This window comes from Natronogracilivirga saccharolytica (genome assembly GCF_017921895.1).
GTDB classification, from domain to species: Bacteria; Bacteroidota; Rhodothermia; order Balneolales; family Natronogracilivirgulaceae; genus Natronogracilivirga; species Natronogracilivirga saccharolytica.
The window spans coordinates 224,897-243,811 of the sequence record NZ_JAFIDN010000005.1 but is presented as its reverse complement, the minus strand read 5'-3'; the positions used below and the strand labels follow the sequence as shown (position 1 = coordinate 243,811).

The window sequence follows — 18,915 nt, the reverse complement described above, 5'->3', positions numbered from 1 at the left end:
CCGGGGAAAACTGCTGTCAGTACGAAAGCTCCGGACTGACGCCGAATTCTTCGGGATCCAGTCCAAGCATTTCAAGCTCATGGCGTACGATAAACTGACTCAAAACTTCCAGGTCATGTATTTCCAGCATATGCATCGAGCCGTCACGAACAAACTGATGCCCGGGATGATCTATATTTTCGAGCCAGCTAAGATCCACTTGTCCCGGGTAGAAAAGAGATGTTTCGAACCAGTCCGGCTCTGCTTTATCCAGTGGACCATCGGTGAATTTGGCATGGATGACCGTCAGGCCGTCCGGATGGTCGCTTGAGTTTGTGTTGTCAGAGTCTCCGAAGGCAACTCCGTAAGGCACGGATACGTAATGCCACCTCGCGCCGGCCCCATCAGTATGTGCGGCAAATGCGACATTATATGTGTTGCCTTCTGCGATGGTCTTGCTGTCCTTGGGACCGGGTGCATCAAGGGTACGCGTAATTGTGATATCCCAGAACCCGTCGCTCCAGTAACCATCTGCCTTCAGAGCTCCACGGCTGCCCTCCGGTTCCTGAAGGAAGCGCTGAGGCAGAGCGTCACCGTCCAGCCAGTCGTGATCCGGATCAAACGGAACAGAATTACCCACATAGATGTAGTAAGGGTCTTCCTGGCCGTATTGACGATCCAGAAGGCTGTCCTTGCGAAGCGCATACCGACCGACTACCTGAGGATCGAACATAAATTTGGGCTGACCGGAGTCATCGTTGTTATCCGTAAACATTCCTGTACCTTCAGACCCGTGCCGGTATTCGAGAACATAACCATTGTCAGCATATCCGAGCGGGTTTGACCGGTGCGCCCGCCACTGCCATAAATCAAGAAAAGCGCCTTCTTCACGCAGCTGATCCAACTCTTCGGTGGACCGCGTTTGTGACCAGTGATATTCATCCTGCACTTCCTCCCTTGATTCCCTGATGAATTTTCTCACATCAGAACGTCCCAGATTCCCGCCAAGATGAGGGTGAACTTCTACGGAAGATGGCGGAGCAGCATTTGTGAGGGACCGCATGCCGGGATGCACGGTCACAAAACCACCGATTTCAGCAAAACCCTCAACCGATCCGTCGTCAAGCATCATGGAAACACGGTCCTCATATAAACCATGCTTGTCAGGACCCTGACCGCCGCTGCCATAGCGATTCCATTCTCCATCCTCATACACCAGATATTGGTGGTACCATGAAGGTCTGTCCGTTTCGAATCGAAAATGTACACGTACCGAGTCTTCATTGTAGGTGAATGCCACATCAAGTGGCCGGACCAGATCTTCCATTGCCGGGATATACACATTTCGTTCAAGATCGGCATAGAGCGGTTCGCCGGATGCCAGCGCCGGTGTATGACTCTCCGTGGAGTGGTTTTCGGTGGAGGGGTCATCTGTTCCGTCGTGATCATCGTAAGCCTGCTTGTCATTGCAGGATGTGGTTGTCACAATGAGTATAACCGCAAGAGCGGATACAAAAGCAAGCGGGTATGATCTGAATCCGGAATGTTGTGCAGGCCGGGATGTGAAGCTGCGGTGCATTGTTACGCTATGTCACATGATGACATCTGGGTTGGATATTAAAAATGCCGGGAATGTCAAAAAAGGAAACTGTCAAAAGGATTTGCTCAATAATAAGAAATGATTCGTTAATGAGCCTGACAGAATACATCCGCAACGGAGAGAAAAGTGTAAAAAGGAAAAAGAGAAATGGAATCTGGGAAAGTGCCGAAAAAAGCGGAACCGAATGGGGGAGAGTGAGGAAGAAAGGTGAAAAGAAGCGGGGAAGTGCGGGAAAAAAGCGGTGAAAAGTGATCCGGGGAGGAAAGGGCTTCCGCCGGGAGGGAAACGGGATCCCGTGTTTTGAGGGATGTTTTTACTGCCCGTTTCCGCTGTTCATCGGGAATAATACTGTATTGGTACAGTTTATCCCGATACGGAAAGTTATGATGGTTTGATATGGGTGCTTCGTTTATTTAAACGGTATGAAGGAGCACATGATGTCATGTGCGCTGGTATGGACGTCTGTTTAGTTTGAAGCGAACTCTTCATGGGTTTCATAGCTGAGCTCTTCGTTTTCGAGCGCCTTCATCATTGCCGTGTATGCAAACAGCCTGGTTTCACTTTCCGGATGTGCTACAGATACATCGCGGAGCAAGTCGGTGAGTGCCATTGGTACAGGCTGTTCATTGGTTGTCAGCCTGGCTGTGATCTGCAAAAGCAACGAATCAAGTACTGCAGCACGCTGATAGCCCTCTGATTCTTCATGCAGCTCTCTGGCGAGACGGCTCATTTCACTTGATGTGAAAACAACATTATCAGCGTCAAAGGCCCAGTTCATTGACTGATTCTGAACAGTTTCCTGATTGCCGTCCATATTATTAGTCGTTGACTCACCCTGAGTTATAAAGAAGAGTGTTATGATAAGCAGCGGAATAAAAGCTGCAAATATTGCTGTTGTGTTTTTTGTGTTTGGATATCTCATAATGATATTGTCTGGTTTTTGTTCACATTTAAAAAGAATAGGAAGAGATATTTTCTCTCAATTTTTAAAAGCAGGCAGATTCCTGCATTTGTGCAAATGGTGCTATTCTTTTTGTTATCCGTACACAGGATTTTACTCTGTTTTTGATACGTGATAATATAACCAAAATTGCGTTCAAAAGGTTCTCTTTGTTGCTGTAAAATGTTTTGGTGCAATAATTTACCGTGTAGTGGAAGGGCTTTTCCATGTATATATAAGGGGTATGGAATAATGGACTAAAAATTTACAAAAATGTGAAAGCGGTTTTTTGTAGTATAGCAGCCATGTAAAAACGCTTTCAATAGAATAATGACACAAAAATGTATGAAAGCCCTTTTTGGAAACGCTTTTATTTTAATATAAAATGGAATAACGAACACTTTTTTTATGTATCGTGACAAGTAATTAATATGGAAAAGGAGCAAAGACAGGATGCTGCATTTAAAATCAGCACGGGAACGCACGGAGTGGAATAATCAGGAACCAGCGCGAAATGACCTGAAAGAAGTTTTTTTAATTACTGGAATCTTAAATTGACTATCCCTTATTTTGCCTGTGAAAACCAACGCTCTCAATCTGAAAAAGCGCTTTATGAAATCATGAAGAGGCGCATATTGTTACCCTTGTCAGATATTGTAGTGAAAAACAACCGTATTATAAGAAACAACACCCGGTAATTGCGGATTTTGAACTTTAAAAAACAGGAGAAAGCATGACACAGGCATATTTTAACGTCCCGGAACCGAAAAACGAACCGTATCTGTCGTACGCCCCGGGCACTCCCGGCAGATCAGGGCTGCAGGCCGAACTGAAACGGTTAAGCTCCGAAGAAGTTGAAATTCCACTGATTATCGGAGGGAAGGAAGTACGGACAAACAGCACCAAGCCTGTCGTGATGCCTCATAATCACGGTCACAAACTCGGTACATTGCACCTTGCAAATAATAAAGAGGTCAATATGGCCATCGAGGCAGCACTCGAAGCGCGCAAAGAGTGGGCAGCAACACCATGGCAGGACCGCGTCGCCGTATTTCTCAAAGCAGCAGATATGCTGACCGGCAACTGGCGGTATACGATCAATGCCGCCACCATGCTCGGTCAATCAAAAACACCGCAGCAGGCCGAAATCGAGGCTGTCGGCGAACTGGCCGATTTTCTTCGTTTCAACGCCCACTATCTTACAGGCGTAATGTCCGATCAGCCTTACTCGCCTGATGGTATGTGGAACAGAGTAGAATACCGTCCGCTCGAAGGATTCCTGTTCGCAGTAACGCCGTTTAATTTCACGGCCATTGCCGTTAACCTGCCCACTTCCATGGCGATGTGCGGCAATGTGGTGGTCTGGAAACCGGCAACCAGTTCCATTTACTCGAATTTTTTCATGATGAAACTGCTTCAGGAAGCGGGTCTGCCCGATGGTGTCATCAACTTTGTTCCGGGTTCCGGTCCGGATGTCGGTGATCCGGTCATGGAAAGCCCCCAATTTGCCGGACTCCAGTTTACCGGATCCGAAGGCACATTCAATCATCTTTGGAAGAAGACAGCTGAAAACCTGGACAAGTACCACTCTTACCCGCGGATTGTCGGAGAAACCGGCGGGAAGGACTTTATTTTTGCCCACAACTCAGCAGATGTCAAGGAACTTGCCGTTGCTGCACTCCGGGGAGCATATGAATACCAGGGTCAAAAATGCTCCGCTGCATCACGGATGTATGTTCCGGAGTCGATCTGGCCGGAATTCAAAGAGACATTTCTGGCCGAAGTGGCAAAAATCAAGACCGGCGACATATCGGACTTTTCCACTTTCATGGGAGCGGTAATAGATAAAAAAGCCTTCGACAGCATTACCGGGTATATCGATTTTGCAAGTGAAGCCGATGACGCGGAGATAATCGCCGGAGGCTCATACGATGACAGCACCGGCTACTTTGTGGAACCGACCGTCATCCTTACCGGTAACCCGCATTTCAAAACCATGCAGGAGGAAATATTCGGACCGGTGCTCACGATCTATGTCTACAAGGATGATGATTTCGAAGCGACCCTCGATCTTTGCAACAAGACATCACCATACGGTCTTACCGGAGCGATTTTTGCCAAAAACCGGTATGTCATCAATCAGATGTCAGATGCCCTTCAGGATGCGGCCGGCAATTTCTATATCAATGACAAGCCGACCGCAGCCGTAGTCAACCAGCAGCCGTTTGGAGGCGCACGCAAATCCGGTACCAATGATAAGGCCGGAAGCAAGCAGAACATGCTTCGCTGGCTCTCGGCACGTGCCATCAAGGAAACCCACGAACCGCCGAAGGAGTGGGAGTATCCGTATATGGGATGAACGGATTGAATGATGCGATGAGAAAGTGGAGACAGCATCCGGTCTGTACTCCATCTCATCGCCCGTTTACCTGTTGCGATGCAGGACAGGATTTCATCAGGCAGATGCCATGCCCGGGCGGCTTTTCAGCAACTTCCTCAAATTGCAGCCAAATCTTGAGAATGCAGCTGCTTTCTGAAAGTGCAGCTGTTTCCTGTGAAAACAGTCTCTTTCTTAAAGTGCAGCCGTCTCCCCCAAAAAAAATCCGGGCGGCAAATTTTTTCCAACAATTTGCTGTTCTGTTCGTCTAATGAGATGATAAGTAGTTTGCTGTCATAGTTTAATCCAGTACCCGTAACATTGACCGTTATCTGTAACCTTTCATAGCTTAATCCGGATGTCTTGATTACACGATTTACTTGTACCGCAATTTTTTTAGCTTCACTATTTTTGATGACATCATGCGGAAGCGATTCCGGCGGCCAGGGACGTGGCGGCGGCGGATGGCAGCAGGAACGGGAAGCTGTCAGCGTTGAAGTGGCATCTGTTTCCACTTCTTCCATTTCCGAACAGATCAGAGCTTTCGGATCTATCAAGGCTCAGGATGTGGTTACCGTTATCCCGCAAGTCAGTAACCGGATTGTCCGCATTGATGCCGATCTCGGCGATTCCGTAAGCCAGGGTGATGTTCTTGCAAAAATTTATGACGTTCCCTACCGGGATGCCCTCGAGCAGGCACAAGCGCAGCTTCGCCAAAGCCGGTCGGCTTACCAGCGGGACAGCACGAGTTATGAGCGGCAGCAGCAGCTGTATGAGCGCAATGCCGCAAGCCGGAGCGAACTGGATGATGCCCGGTCGGCATACGAAAGCAGCAGAGCCCAGTATGAATCCGCCAGAGCCGCGCTCACGCAAAGCCGTGAAGATCTGGAAAATACCGAAATCCGGTCTCCGGTCGATGGCGTTGTGACAAACCGGATGGTGGCCCAGGGTGATCTTGCCCGCACCGGAGAGCCGGCATTTGAGATAGCCAATATCGTCGGTTATGAAACCAGGCTCTTCCTGCCGACGCAGGACTGGGAAGAGATTACGGTGGGGCTGCCTGTTGAACTGCGGTTTTCCAATCGGGACGGAATTGCCGCCGAAGGGGTTGTATCCAGAATCAGTCCGCAGTTGAACGAAGCAACCGGCCTTGGTGAGGTAGTGGTCAGTCTTACTGATATCTCTCCGCGCGTCCGCCAGGGATCACTTATGGAGTCACGCGTAACGCTCAGGACCAACGAAAACTCCGTCGTCATCCCGCGTTCAGCAACCATCGAGCAAATCGAAACCTATATCGAGCCGGAAACAAATACGGTGGAAATCCGGCGTAACTATGCCGCATTCGTTGCTGTTGGCGACACCGTTGCCGAGCAGCGCCAGATTGAAATCGGGCTTGAGCAAGGCGAACGTGTTGAGGTGCTGTCCGGACTTGAGCCGGATGAAAAGCTGATTATCACCGGTCAGCGGAACATCAGCGACGGGGACCGGATACGCGTCGCCGGACAGGATCGCCGGCCCGGGCAGGAACAACACCTTGAGGGCGAACCGCCGTCAGAAACAGCGGGAAGTAACCGGTAATAGTTGCATATGAAGAACTTATCCCGACTTGCAGTTAAAAGGCCGGTCACTTTTTTGATGGCAAGCCTGATCCTGATCGGTTTCGGAATTTTCGGCCTGATGAATCTCAGGCTGAACCTCTATCCGGATGTTTCGTTTCCGACCGTCACCATTTATACCACATACGAAGGTGTGGCTCCGGAAGATATGGAAACGCTCATCACCAGGCCCATCGAAGAATCCGTGGGCAGCGTGTCGGGCATCGAGCGGGTCCGGTCACAGTCCAGCCAGGGGGCGTCGGTAGTGCGGCTGAACTTCAACTGGGGCACGGATCTGTTTTTTGCAGAGACCGAGGTTCGCAAACGTCTTGATATGATCCGGCGGAGTCTGCCGGATGATGCCGAGCAGCCCATCGTCTTTTCGTATGATCCGAATGACGAGCCTGTTGTCGTGCTTACTTTGACCAGCAACAACCGGAGTCCCCGCGAACTGCGCACCATCGCCACCCAGCAGCTGGAACAACGCATTGAACGCATCAGCGGCGTGGCATCGGCCGCTACCGCAGGTGGTTACGACCGCCAGATCAATATCCGGATTCGCAGCGCCGACATGCGCGCGTACAACCTGAGTATATCCGATATCGCCGGCACGCTGCGTGATGAGAATATTCAGGTGCCTGCGGGTGAGCTTGAGGAGGGAGAGACCACCTACTCACTGCGTACGGTTGGTGACTTCCGGAATATTGATCAGATTCGTCAGACCGTTGTCGGAAACAATGAGGGTAGTCCGGTCTATCTGAAGGATGTCGCCCGGGTGGAGGACGGAATCGCCCAGCCGATCGGTAATGTCCGCGTACAGGGTAATGACGGTGTGATCATCAACGTATACCGGCAAAGCGACAGCAATGTGGTCATGGCTGCCGGGGGAGTGATGGAATCGATAGAGGATCTCCAACGGATCCTGCCGGCCGGCGTGCAGCTGGATGTCCTGACAAATCAGGCTGATTTCATCGAGATGTCCATCCGGAACCTTATCCTGACAGCCTTTCAGGCAGTATTTCTTGTCATGCTGATGTTGCTGCTCTTCCTGCGAAGCGGGCGGTCATCACTGATTGTGGCGATATCCATTCCGGTCTCGATCATAGCCACCTTCAGCATCATGCACTGGGCGGATGTGAGCATGAATATCATTTCGCTTTCGGGACTGACCCTCGCCGTTGGTCTGGTCGTTGACAATGCCGTGGTGGTGCTCGAGAACATATTCCGGTTCCGTGAGGACGGGGAGGACGGTGCCAGGTCTGCTGTTCTTGGTGCGCAGGAGGTGTCCGCGCCGGTGGTTATGTCGACACTCACTACGCTTGTCGTTTTTCTGCCGGTGCTGTTTGTTCCCGGCATTGCCGGACTCCTGTTCCGGGATCTGGCGCTCACGGTCTCATTTGCCCTGATTGTTTCGGTATTGGTAGCTCTGACACTCATCCCCGTGATGGCATCCCGGTTTTTCAGCAGGGAAACGCAGCGTGAAGCCGAAAGCAAAAAGAAGGCAGAAGGTGCCGGCTCTGAAGGGGAGAGCCGCGCATTGACTCCGCTGCAGCGGCTGATGGCGTGGCGCCGGACATCCGTCATCAAAAGAATCATCAGTATTCCCGCTTTTCTGGTCCTGCTTCCGCTTTATCCATTTTACATGATGCTGGCGCTGCTGTTCGGCATCATCGGGAGATTCTTTTCTGAAAAAATCGCACCGGTTCTCGGTCGTGCATTCGACAGTGTCGAAAACCGCTACCGCAGAAGTATCGACAAGGTGCTGTCTTACAGCGGTTTCACCGTCTTCCTTGCGTTTGCCCTGCTTGCCGCGTCCATCCCCATTTTCTACCGGCTTGGCGGTGAGTTTTTCCCGACGGTGGATGAAAACAACATCGTTCTTGAGGTGCAGCGTGAGCCGGGAGTAAACCTTTTTGAGCTGGAACGCACGATTCTTCAGATGGAGGAAATCATTGAACGTGACGTTCCCGAAGCCCGGCTAGTGGTATCTGATTACGGTGACAAAACGGGAATCGAAGGTGCTGAAAATCCGGGAGGAAACCAGGGTGTCGTGAGGCTGGAGCTGGTTCCTGTGGGAGAGCGCTCGCGGAGTCAGCAGGAAATCACCGCATCATTGCTCCGGGCCATGCAGGATGTCCCCGCTGCAGAAATCCGCGAGCTTCGCGAAGACCCGCTGAGTCCGGACGGTGAGACCGGGCTTATTGTTCAGATCTACGGGTTTGACCCGGAAGTGCGCGAAGATCTTGCTTTTTCCGCAATGCAGCAGATGCGTAACATTGACGGCATTGCCGGACTGTTCAGTTCGGTTGATCAGGGCCGGCCGGAGCTGCGGATCAATATGGATCGTGAACGCATCGCCAGGGTCGGGATGAGCACGGCACAGGTAACCAGCGCCGTCAGTGATGCTGTAAGAGGAAATGTTGCCACCACGTTTGTGGATCAGGGCGTGGAGTTCGAAGTGATGGTACAGCTGGATCCGTTCGACCGCGCTCACTCGGGAATGCTCGACGATATCCAGCTACGGTCGCCGGCCGGTGACTGGATGCCGCTCAAAAACCTCGCGCAAATCGAGCGGGTGACCGGCCCCGCCAGCATCCACCGAATCAATCAGGAACGCATGGTTGAAATCAATGCAGAGCTCGGCGGTCTGGATCTGCGGACGGCCACAGAGCAGACACGAAGTGCCCTGAATCAGATGAACTGGCCTGAAGGATACCGCTATGAAGTAGGAGGGGCCGCCGAAGATCAGCAAAGTTCGTTCTTTTACCTGATGATCGCATTCATGGTGGCCGGACTGCTGACCTACATGGTCATGGCATCGCAGTTTGAAAGCCTGCTCGAACCGTTTATCATTATTGTCACCATACCGCTGGCGTTGACCGGCGTGCTGCTTATGCTGTGGTTCACCGGAACTCCGGTCAGTGTAACGGCGATGGTCGGTCTTGTCCTTCTGACCGGTATTGTGGTGAACAACGGAATTGTGATGATCGACTACATCAAAATTCTCAGGGCCCGCGGACAGGAGCGCCATCAGGCCATCGTCAACGGCGCCACCCGTCGTCTGCGTCCTATTTTGATGACAGCTCTGACGACCATTCTTGCCATGACCCCGCTTGCCCTGCAGCTTGGGGCCGGGGCTGAAACCTGGAGTCCGATGGCACGCACGGTTATCGGCGGACTGGCCATGTCCACTATCCTGATGCTTTTCGCCGTCCCGTCCATGTACAATCTTGTTACCAAATTAGTCGAAAAAGCCGGTTTTGACACTGTAAGCAAAGACGATCCGCTGACGCAGGAAGCATGAGAAAGATTACGATAACAGAGAAAATCCTGAAGCGCCCGGTGACGGTATTTATGCTGTCATTGATGGTGGTGGGATTTGGTCTGTTTTCGCTGACCAACCTGCGTGTGACCCTTATGCCGGAATTCAACATCCCGGTACTGGCGGTATCGGTAAATTATTCAAACGTGGCACCGGAAGATATGTCCCGGCTGGTCGTAGAACCCATCGAAGGGGCGATTATGGGTGTCGAAGGCATCGACGAGCTGGAGTCGAACGTACGCAGAGGCGGAGCATTTATCATTCTGAGGCTCAAGCCCGGAGTCCACATCCAGTCAACGGAAATGAAGGTGCGGGAAGCGATGGACAGGATCCGGGCCCAGCTGCCTTCGGAAGCCAACGAACCGGTCATATTTCAGTTTGATCCCGACAGTGCTCCCATTGTGCAGTTCAGTGTCGAATCATCTGTGCTGGGGCTGGATGATTTGCGCCAGTTATCCGTTGAATTTATTGAGCCCAGATTTGAACGGCTGCCCGGAGTGGCATCCGCAGAAACCCAGGGCGGACTTGAACGCAACTTTTTTGTCAGTCTGGATCCCTATGCATTGAGCCGTCACCGGGTAATGCCCTCAGAAGTTCTCTCAGCGCTCAGAAACAACAACGTCAATCAACCCATAGGAAATCTGACGACCGACCGCATCAGCTACAGTGTCCGTGCCGAAGCTATTTTCAAATCACTCGAAGAAATAGAGCAAACGGTAATCCGACAGAATGATGAGGGTATTCCGGTTCGCGTATCTGATGTGGCGAATGTGGAAAACACCTTTGCCGACATCAGCTCGGTGGAAGAGGTCAACGGCAAAAACAGTGTTACCGTCCAGGTTCAGAAACAATCTGATGCCAACACTCTTGACGTTGCGCAAAGTGCCGTGGCCGAAATGAATCGCATGGCCAGCCTGCTGCCATCAAGCGTGACGATGCAGGTGCTCAGCAACGAAGGTGATTTCATAGCCAATTCTATCAACAACCTGGCACAGTCAGCCCTCATCGCCCTGACCGTGGTTGTTATTATTCTCCTGATCTTCATGGGCGGATGGCGGATTGCCTTTGTCGTGGCCATGAGTATCCCCGTTTCGCTAACAGCCACATTTGCAGCGATGTACTTTGCCGGAATCACACTGAATATTATATCCATCACAGGTCTGGCCCTGGCAATCGGCCTGCTGGTTGATAACTCTATTGTTGTCACCGAAAGCATCGCCTACAAAATGGTGCAGGGTCACGGCCGTTTCCGGGCAGCGCTGGATGGAACCAATGAAGTCGGAGGCGCTTTGCTGGGCTCAACACTTACCACGCTCGCCGTATTTATCCCAATTCTCGGAGTGACCGGAGTAACAGGCACCGTTACACGGGATCTGGCTCTGACCATCTCGATTGCTATCACCAGCTCTTTTCTGGCTTCCATCATTCTGATACCCGTGCTGGCATCAATCGTCATGAAACCGGGACAATTTGACAACAGGAACTTCATGTTCCGGCTGATCGGAAAGGTTGAAAAAAACTACGGAAAAATTCTCTTCTGGATCCTCCGCCGGAAATACGTAGTGATGCTGTTTGTCGTTGCCATAATTTTCGGCTCATTTTATTTTTTCCGGACCATTCCGGGAGAATTCTTCCCCGAAAGCGATACCGGCGAATTTGATGTCAGGGTGGACCTGCCTGCCGGTACACAACTGCCGGCTACTGCGGAACTTCTGAGAGGCTATACCGACGAACTGCTCGAAATGCCGGAAATACGTACCGTTATCACCAGCATCGGCAGGCAGCGGTGGTCAAGGCAAAGCAATGTCGGACAGTTGAATGTCCTTCTGGTCGATCAGCGTGAGCGAAGCCGTTCAACCGACGAGGTAATGGAGGAAGTGGAGTCGCGTTTTGATGATCCGGGGGTTGATCTTGAATTTTCTATCGCCGGTTCGGGTCCGGGAGGGATGCGTGGCGGCAGATGGGGGGAAGGCCGTGGTGTTCAGCTGACCCTCTATGGCTCCGATATGCAGGTGCTGCGCGATATTTCCTATCGTATCGAGGACCGGATGCTCCAGGAACCGGAAGTCATGTCTGTTTCCAACCCCAGAACACGCCCCGGCCCCGAGTTTGAGTTCCATCCCGACCGGGAGCGTATCGCGCGTCTTGATGTGCCGACCAGTCAGATTGCCAGTGCCTTTGGTACCCAGTCAAGGGGCAGCCGTGCCGGATATTTCAGGGAAGACGGACGTGAAATTCCGATCGAAGTCCGGAATGACCGCAAAACGTTTCAGAACCGGAGCGACATGTTCAGCCTGGAGTTGCTTCAGGTGGATGACGTCCGCATGCCAATCACATCCCTGGGCAACTTCGAACTTACGGAAAGCATGCAGCGGCTGAGCCGTCGTGACCGCGAAGTGGTGCTTGACCTGAATATCATGACCAGGGAAAATCCGGAGGCCTATCGCAGCGTCATTGCTGACATCATCTCCGATGATATCGTACTTCCCGACGGATACCGTTACGATTTCAGTGGAAGGATGAGAATGCAGGATGACAGTGCCAGGGAGATGGGGATCGCATTCCTGTTTGCCCTGCTTCTGACCTATATGGTCATGGCCTCGCTGTTTGAAAACTTCCGGGATCCGTTTATCATCATGTTCACCGTGCCGCTTGCCTTTTTCGGATCACTGGTGTTCCTGTTTATGACAAATACCGCCCTGAGCGTGCCGGCCTATATTGGTATTGTCATCCTTGTAGGCATTGTGGTCAACAACGGTATTGTACTGGTGGATTTCATTCACCAGAAAACCGCGCGTGGTCTGGATCACAGAGGAAAACTGACTGATGAAGAATCAGAGTCCGGCGCGTCATCCAAAGCGGTACTCAATGCGGACCGGGTGTATCTCGTAGCTTTTCTTCAGGCGTGCAAACGCAGAATGAGGCCAATTCTGCTTACAGCCATGACCACGATTTTTTCCATGATTCCGCTGGCACTTGAGGTAGGGGTGGGATCAGAAACCTGGAGCCCGCTCGCAAAATCAGTGATCGGCGGACTCGCTTTTGCCACCATACTTACATTATTCGTTGTTCCGGCCATTGTCATCGGCATATCGAAAAACCGCAGGGAGCTGTTCCGCAAAGGCCTGGCAGTTCCCATGCCCGGAGGCAGGCAGGACTGACCGGCTCCCGATGGTTACCAGCGAATAAGAGCCGAGCTCCAGGCGAATCCGGCTCCAAATGCGGCGGCGCAAACCAGATCGCCCTCATTCAGCATGCCTTTTTCGACGGCTTCACTCATGGCAATCGGGATGGATGCGGATGTCGTATTGCCGTAATGCTGGATGTTGCTGTAGACCATTTTTCTGTCAATCTTCAGCTTTTTTGCTACCATTTCACTGATCCGCAAATTCGCCTGATGCGGAATGATCAGATCAAGGTCGGATATGTCCATGTCCTCATTTTCCACGGCTTCGAGGATGACTTCCGGAAACCGGGTGACCGCATGCTTGAACACAGCCCTGCCGTCCATGTAGGGGTAGATGCGGTCGGAAGCAACCATTTCATCCGAAATACGCGGATGGTCATTGGGTGACGGTGCTTCCATGATGAGTTTTCTGTAATGCTGTCCGTCAGAATACATCTGGGTATTCAAAATACCCCGGCTGTTGTCACTGCACTGACTGATGACCGCAGCACCAGCTCCGTCGCCAAACAGAATGGATACATTTTTGCCATTCGGTGTCAGGTCGAGCGAGGTGCTCTGTATTTCCGATCCGACAAGCAGAATATGTTTGTACATTCCGGTCCGTATATACTGATCGGCAATGGAAAGCCCGTAAACAAACCCGTTGCAGGCATTGCGGATATCCAGCGCCGGAATGCCCGGCATATCGAGTTTGCGCTGCAAATCACCTCCGCCGCCCGGAAACTGATGATCGGAACCCATGGATGAAAAAACGATCATTCCGATATCGGCCGGTGTCAGGCCGGCCCTGCCGAGTGCCATGCGGGATGCCTCAACGGCCATTCCACTGACCGTATCACCTTTTTCCGCCCAGCGGCGAGTGTGAATCCCGCTCAGCTTCACAATGGAAGCGTCATCGATTTCAAGCAGCTTTTCAAGTTCCTGATTTGTGACCACGCGATCGGGGAGGTGGTGTCCGACGCCGGAAATAAATGATTTTTTCATAAGGCTTCCCGTTGACAGTAAATACGTTTGGTGAAATTGGCCAATAGTAACTGATGCACTCCATCCCTCCTGAAAATAATTTGGATGACTTTTTGTGATATCCGGAGACCATAGTCCCGGTCACCACATTGATAATAAATTTAGTTGTTTTTTTCTGACAATCAAGATCAGTGGCTGCCCGGCTCATCCGGAAATCACAGTTCAGATAGGAATGACAGTTCAGCCAAAATTCACAGTTCAGCCAGAATTCGCACTTCAGATGATATCGACAGTGCAGTCAGAATTCAGGCTTCAGAAGACAAAGCCTGTTGATCCAGTATATGTTTCACCATCGCGCCGAGATCAAAATCCGGTTTCCAGTTCCAGTCCTGTCTGGCTTTGCCGTCGTCGATACTGTCCGGCCAGCTTGCGGCAATGGCGTCGCGCGAATCCGGGGCATAATCAACATCAAAATCCGGGACATGCCGGCGAATCACACCGGCCATGTCATCAGGCGTAAAACTCATCGCACTGACGTTATAGCTGGTGCGCACATCCACCAGCTCTTCAGGTGCTGCCATAAGATCAAGTGCTGCTTTGACCGCGTCATCCATATACATCATCGGCAGGCGCGTATGGGATCCGAGCGGACAGGTGTATGCGTTTCCTCCGGCAGCGGCCTGCAGCATATCCACTGCATAGTCGGTTGTACCGCCGCCCGGCTCTGATTTGTATCCGATAAGGCCGGGATAGCGCAGACTGCGAACATCCACACCAAACCGGCGATGATAATAGGCGCACCACTGTTCGCCGGCAACTTTGCTGATGCCGTAAACGGTGGTTGGATTGAGCGGACTGTTTTGCGGCGTCATTTCCCGGTCGGCATCGGGACCGAACACGGCAATGGAGCTCGGCCAGAAGATGTGAGAAACCGCATTTTGGGATCCTGCAGGATTGTTTTCATCATTGCGGCCGAGATCAAGCACATTCAGCAGTCCGTCCATGTTGAGCTGCCATGTTTTCCCGATCTGCTTTTCTCCGTTTGCCGAGAGTATGGCGGCCAGGTGGTAAATGGTGCCGATGTTGTGTTTTGAGACGGCACCGGCAAGCTGTTCGCGGTCCAGCACATCCAGGATTTCAAACGGACCCGCCTCTTCGATACGGTTTCTTTCCCGGATATCGGTTGCGATCACCCGCTCCGTCCCGTGTATCTCACGAAGACGAGCTGCCAGTTCCACTCCCAGTTGTCCGGCCGATCCGGTGATCAATATGTTTCCTTTACTCACGATATGACTCCAAGTTTTTTACCGATTTTTTTAAATGCGCTGATGGCGCGCTCCAGATGTTCACGCTCATGAACGGCTGAAAGCTGAACCCTGATCCGGGCCTGGCCTTTGGGGACCACCGGGTAATAGAAACCGATCACATAGATGCCTTCATCCAACAGTTCACCGGCAAAGGTTTGAGCCACTTTGGCATCGTACAGCATGACCGGTACGATGGGGTGACGACCTTTCTTGATATCGAACCCGGCCGCTGTGAGCTCCGAGCGGAAAAAACGCGTGTTTTCATCCAGCCTGTCGCGAAGCTCGCTGGTTTCGCCGATCAGTTCCAGCGCTTTGATGGAGGCGCCGGCAATGGAAGGGGCGAGGGTATTTGAAAACAGATAGGGACGCGATCGCTGCCGAAGCAGATCAATAATTTCTTTGTGGGCAGCGGTAAAACCGCCGGATGCACCGCCAAGGGCTTTCCCGAATGTTCCGGTGACAATATCGACCCGGTCCATCACGCCAAGCAGTTCATGGACACCGCGTCCCGATTTACCGACAAAACCGGTGGCATGGCATTCATCCGTCATAACCAGGGCATCGTATTGATCTGCGAGGTCGCAAATCTTGTCCAGCGGTGCGATGGTGCCGTCCATGGAGAATACACCGTCGGTGACAATGATGCGGTGACGCGCATCGGATGCTTCCTTGAGCTTGTCTTCCAGATCTGCCATGTCGTTATGGCGGTAGACCATCCGTCGCGATTTGGTGAGTCTGACCCCGTCGATTATGGAGGCGTGGTTGAGCTGATCGGAAATGATAGCGTCATCGGGTCCGAACAAGGGCTCAAAAACACCTCCGTTGGCGTCAAAGGCCGCCGCATAGAGAATCGCATCTTCCATCCCTACAAAGTCTGCGATTTTTTTCTCCAGTTCGCGGTGGATGTCCTGGGTGCCGCATATGAAACGGACGGATGACATGCCGTAGCCGCGTTCATCGATGGTTTTTTTGGCTGCCGCAATGATATCGGGATGGGAGGAGAGCCCCAGGTAATTGTTGGCGCAGAAGTTGATAACTTCCCTGCCGTCATCGGTGGAGATAACCGCACCCTGCGGGGATGTGATGACTCTCTCTGTTTTGTAAAGTCCATCTTTTTTGATGGTGTCAAGCTCTTTCTGAAGATCGTCTTTCAAGGAACCATACATAGGCGGCGGAGGCTGGTTGTTTGGTAATCATGGATGATCGTTCTGTTACTATCATTCATTTGCAGTGCTCAAGCGTAAAATAAAAAATCCCCGGACTCCGGCATCCGTGAATTAAGATATTTTTCAGCTCCACTTAATCAGTCCGGGGCTTGTATGCATGCTTCAGCAGCACATTCATCGGCACCACTTTCAATGTTTTTTCGTGGGTGGCTTCAAGGTCCACTTTCGGAGCAACGCCGGCGCTGTAGGCTTCGAGCCAGCGTCTGGCGCACAGGCACCAATGGTCTCCGGACTTGAGTCCGGGAAATTTCCACTGGGGCTGCGGTGTTGACAAATCATTGCCGACCTTTTTGCTGAACTCCAGAAACTCATCGGTAACGACGGCGCATACCGTATGCATTCCGAAATCATCATCGCCCGTATTGCAGCAACCGTCCCGGTAAAATCCGGTTTTGGGATCATTACTGCACGGTTTCAGCGGTTCTCCGAATATGTTGATGCCTGTTTTCATGTGTTTATAATTTATGATTCTGACGTCACATGAACCGAAGGTCACGAAGTGAAATACCCATGTTGGCTATAATCATGCTCCTGTGTGGCGGTAAGCCGCCATGGGTATTTCATGTGTTGATCACTTCATGACACAGTAAATAACTGATAGCTGCTTGCCAATATCTACCTTCAAAACAAAAAGAAAAGGACAGCCGTTGCATCGGGAAATCCGGATAAATCCATATTCGTCAGTCTGATAATCCGTCCGTGTTTCCACCTGAAACAAGCCACAGGACTCCATTTTGAGATAGAGAGACAATTTGTGCATATTTGCAGAAACCGATTGCCCGGTTTTCTGTGATACAAGCGTCAGAAAAAAAAGCCGCATGCCTGACTTTTCCCTGCACACACTCGATCTGGTCAGTATCGGGATCTACCTGCTGATTATTATTGCCATCGGGTTCTATGTGTCCCGTCGGGTCAAGGATTCCACCGACTATTTTCTGGCCGGACGGTCACTGACATGGTCGCTGATCGGCTTTTCCCTGCTGGCATCGAACATGTCCAGCACCAGCATTATTGGCATGGCAGGCAGTGCCTTCAACACGGGCATTTCGGTCTATAATTATGAATGGATGGCGGCGGTGCTGATGGTGCTGTTTGCAGTGTTCATCCTGCCGATTTATCTGCGCAACAGGATTTTCACAATGCCGGAATTCCTGGAGCGCCGTTTTGATCACCGCTCTCGCTATTATTTTTCTGCATTCACCATATTCGGCAACATTTTTATCGACACGGCAGGAGCCCTGTATGCCGGAGCGCTGGTAGTCTCGCTGCTCTATCCGGAAATCCCTTTCATCTACTCAGTGGTCATTCTGGCCGTGCTTGCCGGTCTGTACACAATTGCCGGCGGACTCCGTGCGGTAATTTATACCGATTTGCTGCAGGCGGTTTTGCTCCTGGCCGGATGCACAGCTGTCAGTATCCTTGCCCTCGGCGAAATCGGTTCCTGGCAAACGGTCAGGGAACAGACCGATCCGCAGATGCTCAGTCTTATTCAGCCTGCGGATGATGATTTCCTGCCCTGGCCCGGTATTATCGTCGGGGTTCCGCTGCTTGGTTTCTATTTCTGGTGTACCAACCAGTTCATGGTGCAGCGGGTGCTGGGAGCCCGTTCGGTTGACCACGGCCGTTGGGGAGCCATCTTCGCGGGCCTGTTAAAAGTGCCGGCGCTGTTCATCATGGTGCTGCCCGGGATATTTGCACTGCATCTGTACCCCGAACTGACGGCCATGGAAGACTTTTCGCCGGATATGGTATTCCCGGTGCTGCTTTTTGATCTGCTTCCGGTCGGGTTGCGCGGCATCATACTCATTGCCCTCATTGCCGCAATCATGTCGAGCATTGATTCAACGCTCAACTCCGCCTCGACACTCGTCACCATGGATTTTTCCAAAAAAATCAGGCCGGAATGGAATCAGAGGCAGCTTCTTGTCGCCGGCCGCGTTACCACGTTCATCTTCATGGTCATTGCGGCTGCCTGGGCTCCTGTCATTACGCAATTCCCGACACTTTGGGAGTACCTGCAATCCGTGCTTGCCTATCAGAGTCCCCCGTTTGTTGCGGTGCTCCTTCTGGGCATATTTTCCGTCCGGATGAACAGGCACGGTGCGTTTGCCGGACTCATAGCCGGACATCTGGTATCGCTGGCGCTATTCCTGATGATCATGGTCTTTGAAGTGATTGACATCCACTTTTTATATGTGGCTCCCATCATTCTGATCAGCTCGCTTGCGGTCACAGCAGGATGGAGTCTTGCCGGAACTGCACCCGAAAGATCGTCCATTGCATCATACATATGGACTCCGGAAACATACCGGCAGGAAACCATCGAACTGAAAAACAAACCATGGTACCAGAATTACCGCATCCAGTCGATTCTGCTTCTTGCAGTTACGTTTGCTATCGTAATCTGGTTCTGGTGAAA

The 18,915-nt window shown here is 51.7% G+C and carries 12 protein-coding genes; 6 read left to right on the top strand and 6 right to left on the bottom strand.

Translation table 11 applies throughout. The features are described 5' to 3' along the window. Positions 1-16: 16 nt before the first annotated feature. Positions 17-1,363 carry an ethylbenzene dehydrogenase-related protein gene (locus NATSA_RS08550; protein ID WP_419539862.1) on the bottom strand — a complete coding sequence of 449 codons (1,347 nt, stop codon included), beginning with the start codon at positions 1,361-1,363 and terminating at the stop codon, positions 17-19. A 305-nt stretch (positions 1,364-1,668) separates the two neighbouring features. Here NATSA_RS08550 and NATSA_RS08545 point away from each other — a divergent pair, with 305 nt between their 5' ends. Beyond that, positions 1,669-1,824, top strand: coding sequence for a hypothetical protein (locus NATSA_RS08545; RefSeq protein ID WP_210511653.1), 156 nt, complete (start codon positions 1,669-1,671; stop codon positions 1,822-1,824). A 221-nt stretch (positions 1,825-2,045) separates the two neighbouring features. On the opposite strand, the gene NATSA_RS08540 is transcribed toward NATSA_RS08545, so the two are convergent. After that, a complete protein-coding gene (locus NATSA_RS08540) occupies positions 2,046-2,501 on the bottom strand; it encodes a hypothetical protein (protein WP_210511651.1) in 456 nt (151 codons plus the stop codon). Between the two features lie 751 nt (positions 2,502-3,252). On the opposite strand from NATSA_RS08540, the gene pruA reads away from it, so the two are divergent. From pruA to NATSA_RS08520, 4 genes are all read left to right on the top strand, one after another. Then, the gene (pruA, locus tag NATSA_RS08535) at positions 3,253-4,878 is read left to right on the top strand and encodes an L-glutamate gamma-semialdehyde dehydrogenase (RefSeq protein ID WP_210511649.1); all 1,626 of its coding nucleotides are present in this window, start codon (positions 3,253-3,255) and stop codon (positions 4,876-4,878) included. A gap of 432 nt (positions 4,879-5,310) precedes the next feature. Next, positions 5,311-6,474, top strand: coding sequence for an efflux RND transporter periplasmic adaptor subunit (locus tag NATSA_RS08530; RefSeq protein WP_246481761.1), 1,164 nt, complete (start codon positions 5,311-5,313; stop codon positions 6,472-6,474). A 9-nt stretch (positions 6,475-6,483) separates the two neighbouring features. After that, the gene (locus NATSA_RS15460) at positions 6,484-9,795 is read left to right on the top strand and encodes an efflux RND transporter permease subunit (protein WP_246481754.1); all 3,312 of its coding nucleotides are present in this window, start codon (positions 6,484-6,486) and stop codon (positions 9,793-9,795) included. Further along, positions 9,792-12,974 carry an efflux RND transporter permease subunit gene (locus NATSA_RS08520; RefSeq protein ID WP_210511646.1) on the top strand — a complete coding sequence of 1,061 codons (3,183 nt, stop codon included), beginning with the start codon at positions 9,792-9,794 and terminating at the stop codon, positions 12,972-12,974. Before NATSA_RS15460 ends, NATSA_RS08520 begins: the two co-directional genes overlap by 4 nt. A 14-nt stretch (positions 12,975-12,988) precedes the next feature. Here the strand turns inward: NATSA_RS08520 and NATSA_RS08515 are convergent, their stop codons facing one another. The 4 genes from NATSA_RS08515 to NATSA_RS08500 form a co-directional block, all read right to left on the bottom strand. Next, positions 12,989-13,984 (bottom strand): 3-oxoacyl-ACP synthase III family protein, encoded by a 996-nt coding sequence (locus NATSA_RS08515; RefSeq protein WP_210511644.1) that lies wholly within the window; start codon positions 13,982-13,984, stop codon positions 12,989-12,991. A gap of 284 nt (positions 13,985-14,268) precedes the next feature. Continuing rightward, a complete protein-coding gene (locus tag NATSA_RS08510) occupies positions 14,269-15,249 on the bottom strand; it encodes an NAD-dependent epimerase/dehydratase family protein (RefSeq protein WP_210511642.1) in 981 nt (326 codons plus the stop codon). Further along, complete coding sequence (gene kbl / locus NATSA_RS08505; protein WP_210511640.1) at positions 15,246-16,436, bottom strand: glycine C-acetyltransferase; 1,191 nt, start codon at positions 16,434-16,436, stop codon at positions 15,246-15,248. The genes NATSA_RS08510 and kbl overlap by 4 nt, the downstream gene beginning before the upstream one ends. 133 nt (positions 16,437-16,569) lie before the next feature. Beyond that, positions 16,570-16,947: a DUF2237 family protein gene (locus NATSA_RS08500; RefSeq protein WP_210511639.1), complete on the bottom strand. Its 378-nt coding sequence runs from the start codon at positions 16,945-16,947 to the stop codon at positions 16,570-16,572. 367 nt (positions 16,948-17,314) lie between these two features. Here NATSA_RS08500 and NATSA_RS08495 point away from each other — a divergent pair, with 367 nt between their 5' ends. Beyond that, positions 17,315-18,913 (top strand): sodium:solute symporter, encoded by a 1,599-nt coding sequence (locus tag NATSA_RS08495; protein WP_210511637.1) that lies wholly within the window; start codon positions 17,315-17,317, stop codon positions 18,911-18,913. Positions 18,914-18,915 lie beyond the last annotated feature (2 nt).